This window comes from Mesorhizobium sp. WSM4819, from assembly GCF_055811215.1.
Map to the genome: position 1 here is coordinate 57,993 of NZ_JBVVQO010000027.1, position 14,209 is coordinate 72,201.

Consider the following 14,209-nt stretch of genomic DNA (forward strand, 5'->3'; position numbering starts at 1 on the left):
ACGTCGTTGCCTGTTTGCCATCGTGGCCATAGGTTGAGATTTATTGCATGGAGTCTGCGATGGGGCGACGGATCGTGCTTGCGATATTGGCTCTCGCCGTCATTCTCGTCCTTGCCTACGTCTTTGGCCCGCGCGTCCCAGCCGACATCACGATCCGCTTCGATCCTTCCGTGATCGGCGATGACCCGCAAGCCTATCTGGCACGCAAAGAGGCGGCCGTACCTGATATCCACGACGGGCTGGAAAAGGAAATCATCTGGGCCAATCCGATGGTTCACGCCAGGACGCCGCTGTCGATCGTCTATATCCACGGCTTTTCGGCGTCGAAGGGCGAGGTTCGGCCGCTTCCCGACGAGGTGGCCGACCAGCTCGACGCCAATCTTTACTACACCCGTCTCACCGGCCACGGACAGGGCGGCGCCGCAATGGCGGACGGCAGCGTCAACGCCTGGATCAACGACTATGAGGAAGCGCTCGCCATCGGCCGAGCGATCGGCGACAAGGTGATCGTCATCGCCACCTCGACCGGCGGCTCCCTGGCAGCCTGGGCCGCGACGCAGCCGGGCGCATCCGACGGGGTGGCGGCAATAGCGTTCATCTCGCCGAATTTCGGCGTCAAGGCTTCCGGCGCCGAACTTCTGACCATGCCGTGGGGCAGAGAGATCGCCGAGCTGGTTGCCGGCAAGGAGCGCAGCTTCGTGCCGCGCAATGCGCTGCACGAGAAATTCTGGACCTGGCGCTATCCGATCGCGGCGACGCTGCCGATGGTGGCGCTGACCGAGCTGGCCTATGGCGCGCCGGTGGAGAAGGCGACCATCCCTGCCCTCTTCATCCTTTCCGATTCGGACAGGATCGTGCGGCCGGACCGCACCCGTGACATCGCCGGGCGCTGGGGCGCGGCGCACGAATTGGTGCCGGTCGACGATACCGGCGATCGGGACAACCATGTCATTGCCGGAGACGCGCTGTCGCCAGCAACCACAGCTTTCCTCGCCCAGCGCATTGTCGTCTGGGTACAGGCGGTGGTGAAGTAGATTTCTGGCGAAAAAGGCGACCGAAGCATCGCTCCGATCGCCTTTTTCATTGTGAGCAGCCGACCCGACAGGCGCCGGCCGGATGCACTTTCTGATTACGCAGCCCGCGCTGCTGGCCGCTTGCCGCCGAAACGGCGCTTGTTGTTGCCCTTGAACGCCTTGGCGCCCTCCGGCTTGCGTTCGCCGGCAAAGGCCGGCTTGTCGCCGAAGCGCTTGTTGCCGTTGTTGTGGCCGCCCGGCCGCCTGCCGTCGCGACGACCATTACGGTCGTTGGCCGGCTCGAAGCTGCGCTCGTTCTTTTCGGCAGGATTGCGCTGCGGGTCGGGACTGCCGAGATGATCGGCAACGATTGGCAGCTTGGTGCGGATGATGCGCTCGACCTGGCGCAGCTTGCTGTTCTCGGACGGGTCGCAAAGCGTGATGGCGATGCCGTCCATGCCGTTACGGCCGGTGCGGCCGATGCGGTGGACATAGCTCTCCGCCTCGTCCGGCAGGTCGAAATTCACCACATGGCTGATGCCGGGCACGTCGATGCCGCGCGCCGCGATATCGGTCGCCACAAGAATGCGCACCGAACCCTCGCGGAAATCGTTCAGCGCCTTCTGGCGGGCGTTCTGCGACTTGTTGCCGTGGATGACGGCGGCCTTGAAGCCATCGCGCTCGAGATCCTTGGTCACCCTGTCGGCGCCATGCTTGGTGCGCGAAAAGATGATGACGGACTTCATCGCCTCGTCGGCGAGCATCGTCGCCAGAACCTGGCGCTTCTGCTTGGTACGGGCAAAGACGACGCCCTGCACGATCTCGGCCGCCGCAGTGCTATGCGGCGCCACTTCGACGCGGATCGGGTTCTTCAGCAGGCCTTTCGCCAGCTCGGCGATTTCGGCCGGCATGGTCGCCGAGAACAGCACCGTCTGACGGTCCGGCGCGGTCGCCCTGGCGATGCGCTTGACGTCGTTGATGAAGCCCATGTCGAGCATGCGGTCGCCCTCGTCGAGCACCAGCCATTTGGTGTCGGCAAGCACGAGGTCGCCCTCACGCACCAGATCGGTCAGCCGGCCGGGCGTAGCGATCAAAATGTCGACGCCGGGAGCGATCTTCTTCACCTGGCTGAAGCGCGAGACGCCGCCAAGCACGAGTGCTGTCGAGACATGCGCGCCCTTGGCGAGCAGCTTGATCATCTCTTCGATCTGCACGGCGAGCTCACGCGTCGGCGCCAGGATCAGCGCACGAGCGGTCTTCGGCCGGCGCTTGGTGCCGAGCGCGATGATCTTCGACAGGATCGGCAGCGCGAACGCCGCGGTCTTGCCCGAACCGGTCTGGGCGATGCCGAAAATGTCACGGCCCTCCAGCTGCGGCGGGATCGCCTGGGCCTGGATCGGCTTCGGATCGGTGAAGCCTGCGCCATGGGTGGCCTTGAGCAGCGCGCCCGTAATTCCAAGTGCTGCGAAACCCGAAAGTTCGCCAGTGTCCTTACCGGTCAGATTGTCGTTACCGGTCAAAGTGTTTTCGTTGTTCAAAATATTCTTCTTTCACGCGGCTCCTGGCCGCAAACATCGATGGCGGCAGGGCGCAACCTGCCGTCGAAAAACTGTCATGAAACGACAAGGCGGGCGGACGTTATCGTCCGCACGGCTGCGCTGTCGTGCCCGCAGGCATCATGCCACGGGGCTTTTTCGCCGCCTTGCCGATGTACCGGAAAGAGGGAAAACAGACGCAACCAGTCTCATTCGTCGAGAAGGCCGGATAGGTCCCGGCCCAAGCGCCTATGCCGCCGCATATGGCCCAGTTCGCCGCGAAATGCAAGGGCGTCATGTTGCAGCGCAGCAAAAACAGCCCCGACGAGCAGCCGTGAAGGTCTGCTCAAACTTCTCCCGGCCATTCCCTCGCCCCATGCTGGACGAACAGAACTTCTATTTGAGTGTCTTTCACCCGATACGCAACGACGTAGGGTGTGCCGGAAATCACCAGTTCACGAGTGCCGTTGATCTCGCCGACACGTCCGATAAACGGATTGGCGGACAACAGCCGAGCCGTCTTTGAATGAATGTCATTGACGAGGCGGGCGGCAGCACGCGGGTTATGCTGGCCGATGTAGTCGCCGATTGATGCAAGCTCGATCAGATAATGTCGGGTCCAGACAATTCGCACCGACCGCTATGCCTGACCATATTTGTTGAGAACCGCCGCGATCTCTTCTTCGTTTGCGAAGTCTCCGCGGTCGGCGGCCTCGATCCCCGCCTGAACACCGGCGATCCACTTTTCCTGCCACGCCAGAGAACGGCCATGGGCCAGCGCGTCCTCAATGATCTGATCGCGAGTCAGGGTTGAGCGCGAGGCCAACATATCGATCCGGCGGTTCAAATCGTCGGATATTTCTATGCTGTTCTTCATGAGTTCAGTTTGCCATATCCGGCGAATGCCTGCCAAGAAGTTTCGCTGTTGACCTTTCAAGCCGTTCAGGCCCTTCCCCCATCCGACAGACGTAATCCTTTCGGACGATCTCCCGGGGACGCGTTCCGGTGCTATGGTACCCGCAACGGGAGGGCATTGTGATGAAGAATCTCGCAGCCTCTATTTTGTCCGGCGCAGTGATCGCAGCCGCGATCCCGGTCGCGTTGGCTGCCGCGCCGAACGGTCCCGTGGAGGAATGCCGCAGGCTGGCTGGTTCTCCGGACGAGCCGAACAACCCCGAAGGGGTCGGGGTCGAGTTCCACCAGATCGACTCCGTGCCCGCGATCAAAGCGTGCACGGAAGCTACCCTCCTCGATCCGAACGACCCGGTCGCGCATTATAGGCTCGCCCGGGCATACACGGCATTCGGCCCGCAGCAGGACGTCCGCTACGGGATTTACCTCCAGCGGAGCGTCTGGGGCCTAGGCAAGCGGGCGACCGAAAGGCTGGGCGGCGAAGCTGCATCCTGGTACGCCTCATTCGGGGAGCGGAACCTGAAACCCTCCACGTACGAGGCGGCCGCCAATGACGGGAACATCGTCGCCCAGATGAGCATGGCGTTCCTGAACACCGACAAGCGGCTGTTCGCTTCGGACCTTGACGCTGCCGTGGCCTGGATGCGGAAAGCCGCGGACCAGGGCTATGTGCCTGCCCAGTATTGGCTTGGCTGGCTGCTGGAATGGAAGTCGGACTGGAACGGGGAAGCGACCGAGGAGGCGCTCAAGCTGTATCGCCTCGCCGCGGAGAAAGGCTATTTGAGCGCGTATACCGGCATCGGCCTCATCCATGCACTGGGTAGAGGCGTTCCGGTCGACGGCAAGCTTGCGTTCGAGAACCTCGGGAAGGCGGCAAACGCAGGCGGCGCAAGAGTTCAGGTTCTGCTTGGCGACTGGCTGAAGAAGGGCATCGGCGAGGTGCCCCCGAACCTTCAGCTTGCGCGGCGCTGGTACCAAATTGCCGCCGAGAGCGGCGACCAGGAGGCGAAGAACAAGCTGCAGGCCATGGACGCGTCAGCGGGCAGCGCCGACGCCGCGGCGCTGGCGATCATCGCCGGACTGGGGCTCCTTGTGCTGATGTCCGGCGACTCGGCCGGATCCGAGCCATATGACGGGCCAGGTCCCGACGATTTGATGCGCGATTTCCAGGAGGAGCAAAGGAAGTCCTGGCAGAGCGTCTGCGACTGGATGACCCCTACCGAAAAGGCGGTTGGCGGTTGCGGATGGTGAATGCCGCGCCGCCTTGCCGCGTCAGGCTTCGAGGCTGACGCGGCGGGCCGCGGGCGAAGCCCGGATGGCGGCATCATCATCAAATCCACCGTAGCTGTCTTTGGTTGACAAAGGCCGCGTGTCCGTAAGGGGGAACATGCTATTCCTCGTTCGGCGCCGTGGAGTCCATTTCCAAATCGCCAATCTCAACATCGAGCGCGGGCGCTGCTCCCAGCAAGCGAAGCGGGGGCGGTTGGTAAGCCGCACCTAACAGACGGCCAGCTATGCCCGCCAGCGTATCGAGATCGGCGGCGAAAGCACGCCGGCGTTGCGAAAACAAAGCAGGCCGAAAAGCGGCGCTTGCGCTGGCTTACCGCCATGATTACCACAAATCAGCTTCTATTTGGGGACCGAGCGATGAAGGACGTGCTGAAGGAACTCGAGCGCCGCCGCGCCATGGCGCGCATGGGCGGCGGCAAGGCCCGTATCGACGCTCAGCACAAGAAGGGCAAACTCACCGCGCGCGAACGCATCGACGTCTTTCTCGACGAAGGCTCGTTCGAGGAGTTCGACATGTATGTCGAGCATCGCTCGACCGATTTCGGCATGGAGAAAACCAAGATCGCCGGCGACGGCGTCGTCACCGGCTGGGGTACCGTCAACGGCCGGCCGGTCTATGTTTTCGCCAAGGATTTTACCGTGTTCGGCGGCTCGCTGTCCGAGGCCCACGCCGAGAAAGTGGTCAAGGTGCAGGAGATGGCGCTGCGCAACCGCGCGCCGATCATCGGCCTCTACGACGCCGGCGGCGCCCGCATCCAGGAAGGCGTGGCAGCACTTGGCGGCTATGCCGAGATATTCCAGCGCAATGTGCTCGCCTCCGGCGTCATCCCGCAGATTTCAGTGATCATGGGCCCTTGCGCCGGCGGCGACGTCTATTCGCCGGCGATGACCGACTTCATCTTCATGGTGCGCGGCACCTCCTACATGTTCGTCACCGGGCCGGACGTGGTGAAGACCGTCACCAACGAGACGGTAACCGCCGAGAGCCTCGGCGGCGCCTTGGTCCACACGACGAAGTCGTCGATCGCCGATGGCGCATACGACAATGACGTCGAGGCGCTGCTGCAGATGCGCCGGCTGGTCGATCTGCTGCCTGCCTCCAACACGGCTGAAATTCCCGAGATCGAATGTTATCAGTCGGTCACCGATCATGATCTGTCGCTCGACCGACTGATCCCAGACAACGCCAATAAACCTTACGACATCAAGGAGTTGATCCTTAAAGTTGCCGATGAGGGTGACTTCTTCGAGATCCAGCAGGATTTTGCAAAAAACATCGTAACCGGCTTCGGGCGCGTCGAAGGGCGCACGGTCGGCTTCGTCGCCAACCAGCCGATGGTGCTGGCCGGCGTGCTCGATTCGGACGCCAGCCGCAAAGCGGCGCGGTTCGTACGCTTCTGCGACTGTTTTTCGATTCCGATCGTCACCTTCGTCGACGTTCCAGGCTTCCTGCCCGGCACCGCGCAGGAATATGGCGGGCTGATCAAGCACGGCGCCAAGCTCTTGTTCGCCTATGCCGAAGCGACCGTCCCGAAGATCACCGTGATCACCCGAAAAGCCTATGGCGGCGCTTATGACGTGATGGCGTCGAAGCATCTGCGCGGCGACATGAACTATGCCTGGCCGACGGCGCAGATCGCAGTGATGGGCGCCAGGGGCGCGGTCGAGATCATCTATCGCAAGGACATCGGCGATGCGGAGAAGATCGCAGCACATACAAAGGCTTACGAGGATCGCTTCCTGTCGCCCTTCGTCGCCGCCGAGCGCGGCTATGTCGACGAGGTGATCATGCCGCATTCGACCCGCCGCCGCATTGCGCGTGCGCTGCGCATGCTGCGCAACAAGGACATGCAAAACCCCTGGAAGAAGCACGACAACATTCCGTTGTGAGGCGCTGATGTCGCGAAAGCGACCACAGCAAAAGCTCACTCCGCTTCCGCGGCGCCGAACCCTGCGCCCATCGTCGCGCGGACGGCGCCCGACCACGGCGTGGCATGATTGTCGATGCGCATCTGGAAGATAAAATAGGTCGGTGAGCAGAAGCCGACACCTTTCACCTTGCCGATACCAGGCGTGTCGGGCGGCAGCGATTGGCACATATAATCCTCGCGGCAGAAATGATCGGCCGAGCAAGCCGGCCGGTTGCCGCGATTGACGGCGCCGCCCAGGCACTGGTCGAAATTGTTGGTCGCCACGCAGATGTCGAACTTTTTGCCGCCGACCAGCCCGCAGATCTCGTTCGGCATCGGCTTGCCCGGCTTGAAGCCGGCAAAGGCACGGTCCTTGTCATTGCATCCGCGATAGGCGATGCCGGCCGGCACACCGATCTTCGGCGGCCGGCAGGTGTAGGCGGTGCGCGAAATGTCGGTGGCGTAGGCCGCGAACTGGCCGGTAATGCTGTAGCGGTCATTGAAAGGCTGCGTGCCGTTGCTGGCGATCGAGCCGGTCAGGCATGGATGGCCGGAAAACATCTTTTCGCTGTCCTTGGGCAGCAGGCATTGCGCCAGTTTCGTCCGCACCCCCGATGCCGTCGCCAGCGCCGTGCAGACGGTGCCGCCGCCGCATTGCCAGGTCGTGCCGAAGCGGGCCGCATCCTCCGGCATCAAACACGGCATCGCCATCTCGGCCGGTGCGTAAGCGACCTCGCCGGCGTCTTTCCATGCGGCCGGCGGCGCGAAGGACAGCGGGCGGAGGCGGTTCGGCTCCTTACCGTCGGCGGTCGCACGCAGCCAGGCTTCGCGCCGCGGCATCTCGGCATGGAGATGCGGCGAGATGCCGACCTCGATGCGGTTCAGCGGCGATGTCGTCTTGTCGTCGAGGCCGATGAAATGGAAACCGGCGGTCGAACCAGCCTGATGACAACCCTGGCAGGCGCCATTGTCGAGCCGCTCGACCAGCGCTTCCGGCGTGCGCAGCAGCTTCAGCGCGGAATAGTCCAGCCCAGAAAAATCCGCGGGCTGGAACAGCGGCGCGAACGGGTGATTGGCCTGCCTTGCGCTGCCGAAAGTCGACCATGAGACGACTTTCTTCGCCAGGAATTCATTGGGGATTTCGTAGACGCCGAGATCGACCGCCGCGAGATTGGCGCTGAGATAGTCGGCGAGTTTTGCTTTCAGCGCGGCGTCTTCCGAGAGGAGCGCCACATCCGGCGTGTTTTCCAGCGGCTTTTCGCTGACCGTCTCTCCATCGATGCCAAAAATCCGCAGGAGGTAGGCAGCCTGGCCGCCAAATTCGGTCTCCTGGCCGGAGGGAAAGCGCACTATCTGGGCGTTGAGTTCGAGCTGCTTGAAGCTCAGTCCGGCCTTTTCAAGCGGCCCGCCGATGAGCCAGCCGATGTCGACGGTCTCATCGAGCTGCGGCGTCCAGCGTCCGGCAACGCCGACGCAGCCGCCATCGGCGTCCGGCGCGACGCTATAGATGGCATTGAAATTGAACGGCAAGCGCGAGGCCAGAACCTTGCCGTTTTTCTTGAAGCTGTAGGCAAGACGGTAGATGAAACGGACCTCGCCGCAGCCCCCGTCGCCTCGTATTTCGGCGAAATCACGCCGATCGAGCCGGTTGACGACACCGACCAGCCGAAAGCGCGCGGCGTCGGTCTTCAGCCAGCGCAGGTCGATGATGCGGCCGACATTGCCGTCGGTGACTTCGTAGAGCGACCGCCCGCCAGCCTTCATCTCGGCGCGCAGCGCGGCGACATCGCTGGCAATCGTTTCGACGATCTGATGATAGGCCGGCGCCTTGTCATAGAGCGTCTTCAGGTCGCCCTTGCCTTCGACATCGAAAATGCCGGCGAAATCAAAACCCCTGGCGTCGAGACCGGCCAGCACGGCCGGATCGTCGACGATCATCACCGGACCTTCGGCGCGCGCCAGGCTGGCCAAGAAAAAATTGGCGAAAATCACAGCGATCAAGGCGAGCCGACGGTTCATTCAGCGGTCATCCCGTTGCGATTTTCGGCAAGCTCGCGCAGCACCGGCACCAGCGCCAGCGGCAAGTCTTCAGCGATCAGCCCAGGTCCGAAACGGCTGCCGGCCCCAGCGTGTATCCAGACCGCCGCGCAGGCGGCTTCGAAAGCCGGCATGCCTTGCGCCAGGAGGCCGGCGATGATGCCCGACAGCACGTCGCCCGAACCGGCGGTGGCCAGCCATGGCGCGCCGTTGCCGTTGATCGCCGCCCTGCCATCGGGCGCCGCGATCACCGTGTCGGCGCCCTTGTAGACGACGATGGCGCCGGCGCGCGCGGCGGCAGAGCGCGCCTTGGCCAGCTTGGACAGGTTCCTGGCTCCGGCGATGTCCGCAAACAGCCTGGCGAATTCGCCCTCATGCGGCGTCAGCACCAGCGCCGGTGCGTTCGGGCGACGGGCGGCTTCGAACAGAACGTTCGGCGTATCGCGAAACGAGCTGATACCATCGGCATCGAGCACCAGCCCGTCGACCCTGCCGTCCTGCCGGTCTCCGGCGGCCAGCACGCCGAGGGCAAAATCGCGGGTCTTTTCGCCGACGCCAAATCCGGGTCCGAGGACAAACGCCGATGGCCGGCGGCCGTCGATGAATTCCTGCACGTCCGCGATGCTGTCGGCCTTTTTCAGCATGATCGAAGTCAGATGCGCGGCGTTCACCTGCATGGCGTTCGCCGGCGACAGCACGGTCACCGCCCCTGCCCCGCTTCTGGCTGCGGCAAGCGCAGACAGCCGTGCGGCACCCGTCGCCGATGGCCTGCCGGAAAAGACGCCGACATGGCCGCGCCTGTATTTATGCGCGTCGACGGCTGGGATTGGGAAATTTTCGAGCCAAAGCGGCGGGATGTTCTCGAAGGTGAGCGGTTCAAGCTGCGCAACGATATCGTCGCTAATGCCGATATCGGCAAGCACCAGCTCGCCGCACATCCCGCGCCCCGGCAACAGCAGATGGCCGGGCTTTTTTCGCGCGAATGTTACCGTGAATTGGGCGCGGAATGCCTGGCCGAGAATCTGGCCGCTGTCGCCTGACACGCCTGAGGGCAGATCGACCGCGACGACAGGCAGGTTCAGTTCTGTCGCAACCTCGACCGCCCTGGCGGCATCACCGGACAGCGGCTTGGACAGCCCTGCCCCATAAAGCGCATCGACCAGGATCGAACCTTTATCGGCAGCAAATTCCGACAACGGCCGTGGACTGACCCGGCATTCCGACGCGGCGAGCGCCGCGTCGCTGCCGGCTTTGGGCGAGCCGGATGCCCACAGCAAGACGTCGACGGCGCTGTCCCCAAGAATGCGGGCGACGACATAGCCATCGCCGCCATTGTTGCCGGGCCCGCACAGCACGTGGACACGCCTGGCAGCCGGAAAATGGGCGAGCACCACCGCAGCGACTGCGGCACCCGCATTGCGCATCAAGCCAATGCCATCGAATGGTCCGGCCGAAATCGTCAACCGGTCGGCCTCAGCCATTTCGGCCGGAGACAGAATTTCATTGCTCATGGATGCCGATCCGCATTGGCTCAAGCCGATCCTGTGGTCAAACCCGATCCATTTGGTCAAACCCCGATCCTTGTGGTCAAACCCCGATCCCTGGAGTCAAACATTGTCCAGTTTTAGGTTCGAAGCAAACTGCGATGAAATGGCACGATCTATAAGCACATCGTTAGGGACAATGGCGTCGTCGAAGCACAATTGCCCGCGAAATGCTCTATCTGCCCAATTATTGTGCGGACGGTAGCGCCGACAATGTGTAGGTTCCCAGTATCCATGGCGCAGCCAATGCAGCGAATGACGCGAATTTAGCTCTCAACGCGGCATGGCATCGAAATCGCGTGATACCGCTTCGAATCCCCTCAAATTGGCACAGTTCGTGCTTGAAAGAGGCGCAAGCGGGGCTCACAACCCGTCTTTTTTGACAGTGGAGGCCACTTTTACATGAAAAAGATCGAAGCGATCATCAAGCCGTTCAAGCTAGACGAAGTGAAGGAAGCGCTTCAGGAGGCCGGGCTGCAAGGCATCACCGTTACGGAGGCCAAGGGTTTTGGCCGCCAGAAGGGCCATACCGAACTCTATCGCGGCGCCGAATATGTCGTGGATTTTCTGCCCAAGGTGAAGATCGAGGTCGTGCTCGGCGACGACGCGGTCGAAGGCGCGATCGAAGCCATTCGCAAGGCGGCCCAGACCGGCCGCATCGGCGACGGCAAGATCTTCGTCTCCAACATCGAGGAAGTCGTGCGCATCCGCACCGGCGAAACAGGGATGGACGCGGTCTGAGGATTCTGATTTCAGATCATCTCCTCGAAACGTCATCAGACAGGGAAACATGACATGACGACAGCCAAAGACATCATGAAGCAGATCAAGGACAACGACGTGAAATTCGTTGACCTGCGCTTCACAGATCCGAAGGGCAAGCTGCAGCACGTGACGATGGATGTCGTTGAGGTCGAGGAAGACATGTTTGCCGACGGCGTCATGTTCGATGGGTCCTCCATCGCCGGCTGGAAGGCGATCAACGAGTCCGATATGGTGCTGATGCCCGACACCGAGACGGTGCATATGGACCCGTTCTTCGCGCAGTCGACCATGGTTATCCTGTGCGATATCCTCGATCCGATCTCCGGAGAATCCTACAATCGCGACCCGCGCGGCACCGCCAAGAAGGCTGAAGCCTATATGAAGGCGGAAGGCATCGGCGATCAGATCTTCGTCGGCCCGGAAGCCGAGTTCTTCGTGTTCGACGACGTCAAGTACAAGGCCGATCCGTACAACACCGGCTTCAAGCTCGACTCCACCGAATTGCCGTCCAACGACGACACCGACTACGAGACCGGCAATCTCGGCCACCGCCCGCGCATCAAGGGCGGCTATTTCCCGGTGCCGCCGATCGACTCGGCGCAGGACATGCGCTCCGAAATGCTGACCGTGCTCGCCGAAATGGGCGTGCGTGTCGAAAAGCACCACCACGAAGTCGCCGCTGCCCAGCACGAGCTCGGCATCAAGTTCGACACGCTCGTCCGCAACGCCGACAAGATGCTGATCTACAAGTATGTCGTGCACCAAGTCGCCAACGCCTACGGCAAGACGGCCACCTTCATGCCGAAGCCGGTGTTCGGCGACAACGGCTCGGGCATGCACGTCCACCAGTCGATCTGGAAGGGCGGCAAGCCGACCTTCGCCGGCAATGAATATGCCGGCCTCTCCGAGAGCTGCCTGTTCTACATCGGCGGCATCATCAAGCATGCCAAGGCCATCAACGCCTTCACCAACCCGCTGACCAACTCCTATAAGCGCCTGGTGCCCGGCTATGAAGCGCCGGTGCTGCTTGCCTATTCGGCCCGCAACCGCTCTGCCTCCTGCCGCATTCCATTCGGCTCGTCGCCGAAGTCCAAGCGCGTCGAGGTCCGCTTCCCCGATCCGGGTGCCAACCCCTACCTCGCCTTTGCCGCCATGCTGATGGCCGGGCTCGACGGCATCAAGAACAAGATCCATCCCGGACAGCCGATGGACAAGGATCTCTACGACCTGCCGCCGAAGGAACTGAAGAAGATCCCGACCGTCTGCGGCTCGCTGCGCGAAGCGCTGCTGAGCCTCGACAAGGACCGCGGCTTCCTGAAGGCCGGCGGCGTCTTCGACGACGACCAGATCGACAGCTACATCGAGCTCAAGATGGCCGAAGTGATGCGCTTCGAAATGACCCCGCATCCGGTCGAGTATGATATGTATTACTCGGTCTGAGCGGACGAGCTAAGCGACAAACAAAACCCCGCCGGAGCGATCCGGCGGGGTTTTTGTTTGGGATGGCGAACACTCAATCCAGCAGTTGGTGTTGTCGCCCTGACAAAAGGCCGATGCGACGGAGAGCAGTCACGGCGCAGACACTCAGTTCCGCGCCGTGACGCGTGCTCAAGCGGCAGCCGAAACCTCGGCGCTGGTCGGGACGGAGGCGATCGTCTTCAGGATCTGCGAAGCGATCTGGTAGGGGTCGCCCTGCGAGTTCGGGCGGCGATCCTCGAGATAGCCCTTGTAGCCGTTGTTGATGAACGAATGCGGCACGCGGATCGAGGCGCCGCGATCGGCGATGCCATAGCTGAACCTGTTCCATGGCGCGGTTTCATGCTTGCCGGTCAGACGCTTGTCGTTGTCCGGCCCGTAGACGGCGATGTGATCCATCAGGTTCTTGTCGAAGGCGGCCATCAGCGCCTCGAAATAGTCCTTGCCGCCGACTTCGCGCATATAAGCGGTCGAGAAGTTGGCGTGCATGCCGGAACCATTCCAGTCGGTGTCGCCGAGCGGCTTGCAGTGGTATTCGATATCGATGCCGTATTTCTCGGTGAGGCGCTGCATCAGGTAGCGGGCCATCCACATCTGGTCGGCGGCCTTCTTGGAGCCCTTGCCGAAAATCTGGAATTCCCACTGGCCCTTGGCCACCTCGGCGTTGATGCCTTCATGGTTGATGCCGGCGGCAAGGCAGAGGTCGAGATGCTCCTCGACGATCTGCCTGGCGACGCTGCCGACGTTGCTGTAGCCGACGCCGGTGTAGTACGGGCCTTGCGGCGCGGGGTAGCCGCTCTCGGGGAAGCCGAGCGGGCGGCCGTCCTTGTAGAAGAAATACTCCTGCTCGAAGCCGAACCAGGCGCCCTCGTCGTCGAGGATGGTGGCGCGCTTGTTGGATGCGTGCGGCGTCACGCCGTCCGGCATCATGACTTCGCACATGACGAGCACGCCATTGCTGCGCGCCGGATCGGGATAGACGGCGACCGGCTTCAGCACGCAGTCGGACGAGTGGCCTTCGGCCTGCATGGTCGAGGAGCCGTCGAAGCCCCACAGCGGAAGCTGGTCGAGCGTCGGGAATTCGGCATAGTCCTTGATCTGCGTCTTTCCGCGAAGGTTGGGAACCGGGGTGTATCCATCGAGCCAAATGTACTCGAGCTTGTATTTCGTCATTCTAGCCTCTCGTTGCTTTGATCACCGAACCTTGGACGGCGCCGGCATGCCAGCCACCCTGCAGCCGACCTGCCGGATTATCAAAAAGCAATTCGTGTGCCATTCTCGCCGGCCAAGGATGCGACAAAACTGACGCCGCATCCCGACAAATCCGAGGCCGCGTAATCGCAATGCGTCCGGATCAATCACAAGCATGATCTGCATAAATAACAGGCAGATACTGATCTTTTTATAATCATATTGCCTAACTGGATTGCAGAACTTATCTTGGGGAAAGATTGAATCGGCAAGGCTCTGCTCAAGAAGGGAGACCGACAATGGAAATCACTCCTACCCGTCAGTCGGCCAAAATCCTGATGTTCCCGGTGGCAACGCGCGCTTCTGCCTTAAATTTAAGCGGAAAGGCTAAGTTCGCGGCAGAACTTGCTTCATTGCGTAACCGTACGGATTTCGGAAGCGGCTGGTATCACGAAGCGGCCATCGAGGAAGAAAAACAGGACCGGAAGAGCTAACCTTTCCTCCGCATCGCTTTTGACGAATTGCAAAGCCCGGCG

At 62.0% G+C, this 14,209-nt stretch carries 13 protein-coding genes; 6 read left to right on the forward strand and 7 right to left on the reverse strand.

Going from position 1 to position 14,209, the window contains the following annotated elements:
* Nucleotides 1–59: 59 nt before the first annotated feature.
* A complete protein-coding gene (locus AC0L18_RS22080; protein ID WP_473494201.1) occupies nt 60–1,034 on the forward strand; it encodes an alpha/beta hydrolase in 975 nt (324 codons plus the stop codon).
* Between the two features lie 95 nt (nt 1,035–1,129).
* On the opposite strand, the gene AC0L18_RS22085 is transcribed toward AC0L18_RS22080, so the two are convergent.
* The 3 genes from AC0L18_RS22085 to AC0L18_RS22095 form a co-directional block, all read right to left on the reverse strand.
* Nucleotides 1,130–2,551 carry a DEAD/DEAH box helicase gene (locus AC0L18_RS22085; protein ID WP_287194174.1) on the reverse strand — a complete coding sequence of 474 codons (1,422 nt, stop codon included), beginning with the start codon at nt 2,549–2,551 and terminating at the stop codon, nt 1,130–1,132.
* A 343-nt stretch (nt 2,552–2,894) separates the two neighbouring features.
* Nucleotides 2,895–3,182: a type II toxin-antitoxin system RelE/ParE family toxin gene (locus AC0L18_RS22090; RefSeq protein ID WP_287342277.1), complete on the reverse strand. Its 288-nt coding sequence runs from the start codon at nt 3,180–3,182 to the stop codon at nt 2,895–2,897.
* A 6-nt stretch (nt 3,183–3,188) separates the two neighbouring features.
* Nucleotides 3,189–3,425 carry a CopG family ribbon-helix-helix protein gene (locus AC0L18_RS22095; RefSeq protein WP_473494202.1) on the reverse strand — a complete coding sequence of 79 codons (237 nt, stop codon included), beginning with the start codon at nt 3,423–3,425 and terminating at the stop codon, nt 3,189–3,191.
* Nucleotides 3,426–3,622: 197 nt separating this feature from the next.
* Between AC0L18_RS22095 and AC0L18_RS22100 the strand changes: the two genes are divergently transcribed.
* Nucleotides 3,623–4,711 carry a tetratricopeptide repeat protein gene (locus AC0L18_RS22100; RefSeq protein ID WP_473494203.1) on the forward strand — a complete coding sequence of 363 codons (1,089 nt, stop codon included), beginning with the start codon at nt 3,623–3,625 and terminating at the stop codon, nt 4,709–4,711.
* A gap of 396 nt (nt 4,712–5,107) precedes the next feature.
* Nucleotides 5,108–6,640: an acyl-CoA carboxylase subunit beta gene (locus tag AC0L18_RS22105; protein WP_027154021.1), complete on the forward strand. Its 1,533-nt coding sequence runs from the start codon at nt 5,108–5,110 to the stop codon at nt 6,638–6,640.
* 35 nt (nt 6,641–6,675) lie between these two features.
* On the opposite strand, the gene AC0L18_RS22110 is transcribed toward AC0L18_RS22105, so the two are convergent.
* Together AC0L18_RS22110 and AC0L18_RS22115 are read right to left on the reverse strand one after the other, a co-directional pair.
* A complete protein-coding gene (locus AC0L18_RS22110; RefSeq protein ID WP_473494204.1) occupies nt 6,676–8,679 on the reverse strand; it encodes a hypothetical protein in 2,004 nt (667 codons plus the stop codon).
* On the reverse strand, nt 8,676–10,208 hold the full coding sequence (locus AC0L18_RS22115; protein WP_473494205.1) for an NAD(P)H-hydrate dehydratase: 1,533 nt from the start codon (nt 10,206–10,208) through the stop codon (nt 8,676–8,678). The genes AC0L18_RS22110 and AC0L18_RS22115 overlap by 4 nt, the downstream gene beginning before the upstream one ends.
* Nucleotides 10,209–10,643: 435 nt before the next feature.
* Here AC0L18_RS22115 and AC0L18_RS22120 point away from each other — a divergent pair, with 435 nt between their 5' ends.
* Nucleotides 10,644–10,982, forward strand: coding sequence for a P-II family nitrogen regulator (locus AC0L18_RS22120; protein ID WP_006205430.1), 339 nt, complete (start codon nt 10,644–10,646; stop codon nt 10,980–10,982).
* Between the two features lie 54 nt (nt 10,983–11,036).
* Entirely contained in the window at nt 11,037–12,446 is a 1,410-nt protein-coding gene (glnA, locus tag AC0L18_RS22125) for a type I glutamate--ammonia ligase (RefSeq protein ID WP_473494206.1), read from the forward strand.
* A 168-nt stretch (nt 12,447–12,614) separates the two neighbouring features.
* Here glnA and AC0L18_RS22130 read toward each other — a convergent pair whose 3' ends face one another.
* Together AC0L18_RS22130 and AC0L18_RS22135 are read right to left on the reverse strand one after the other, a co-directional pair.
* Complete coding sequence (locus AC0L18_RS22130) at nt 12,615–13,655, reverse strand: glutamine synthetase beta-grasp domain-containing protein (RefSeq protein WP_473494207.1); 1,041 nt, start codon at nt 13,653–13,655, stop codon at nt 12,615–12,617.
* 21 nt (nt 13,656–13,676) lie between these two features.
* Nucleotides 13,677–13,973: a hypothetical protein gene (locus AC0L18_RS22135; RefSeq protein WP_473494208.1), complete on the reverse strand. Its 297-nt coding sequence runs from the start codon at nt 13,971–13,973 to the stop codon at nt 13,677–13,679.
* On the opposite strand from AC0L18_RS22135, the gene AC0L18_RS22140 reads away from it, so the two are divergent.
* Nucleotides 13,973–14,167: a DUF2735 domain-containing protein gene (locus AC0L18_RS22140; RefSeq protein WP_473494209.1), complete on the forward strand. Its 195-nt coding sequence runs from the start codon at nt 13,973–13,975 to the stop codon at nt 14,165–14,167. The genes AC0L18_RS22135 and AC0L18_RS22140 overlap by 1 nt on opposite strands.
* Nucleotides 14,168–14,209 lie beyond the last annotated feature (42 nt).

Excerpts from the sequence above, each read along its gene's own strand:
- AC0L18_RS22130 (WP_473494207.1), bottom strand. The coding sequence starts at position 13,655 with ATGACGAAATACAAGCTCGAGTACATTTGGCTCGATGGATACACCCCG.
- AC0L18_RS22140 (WP_473494209.1), top strand. The coding sequence starts at position 13,973 with ATGGAAATCACTCCTACCCGTCAGTCGGCCAAAATCCTGATGTTCCCG.
- AC0L18_RS22120 (WP_006205430.1), top strand. The coding sequence starts at position 10,644 with ATGAAAAAGATCGAAGCGATCATCAAGCCGTTCAAGCTAGACGAAGTG.
- AC0L18_RS22110 (WP_473494204.1), bottom strand. The coding sequence starts at position 8,679 with ATGAACCGTCGGCTCGCCTTGATCGCTGTGATTTTCGCCAATTTTTTC.
- AC0L18_RS22080 (WP_473494201.1), top strand. The coding sequence starts at position 60 with ATGGGGCGACGGATCGTGCTTGCGATATTGGCTCTCGCCGTCATTCTC.
- AC0L18_RS22115 (WP_473494205.1), bottom strand. The coding sequence starts at position 10,208 with ATGAGCAATGAAATTCTGTCTCCGGCCGAAATGGCTGAGGCCGACCGG.
- AC0L18_RS22095 (WP_473494202.1), bottom strand. The coding sequence starts at position 3,425 with ATGAAGAACAGCATAGAAATATCCGACGATTTGAACCGCCGGATCGAT.
- glnA (WP_473494206.1), top strand. The coding sequence starts at position 11,037 with ATGACGACAGCCAAAGACATCATGAAGCAGATCAAGGACAACGACGTG.
- AC0L18_RS22105 (WP_027154021.1), top strand. The coding sequence starts at position 5,108 with ATGAAGGACGTGCTGAAGGAACTCGAGCGCCGCCGCGCCATGGCGCGC.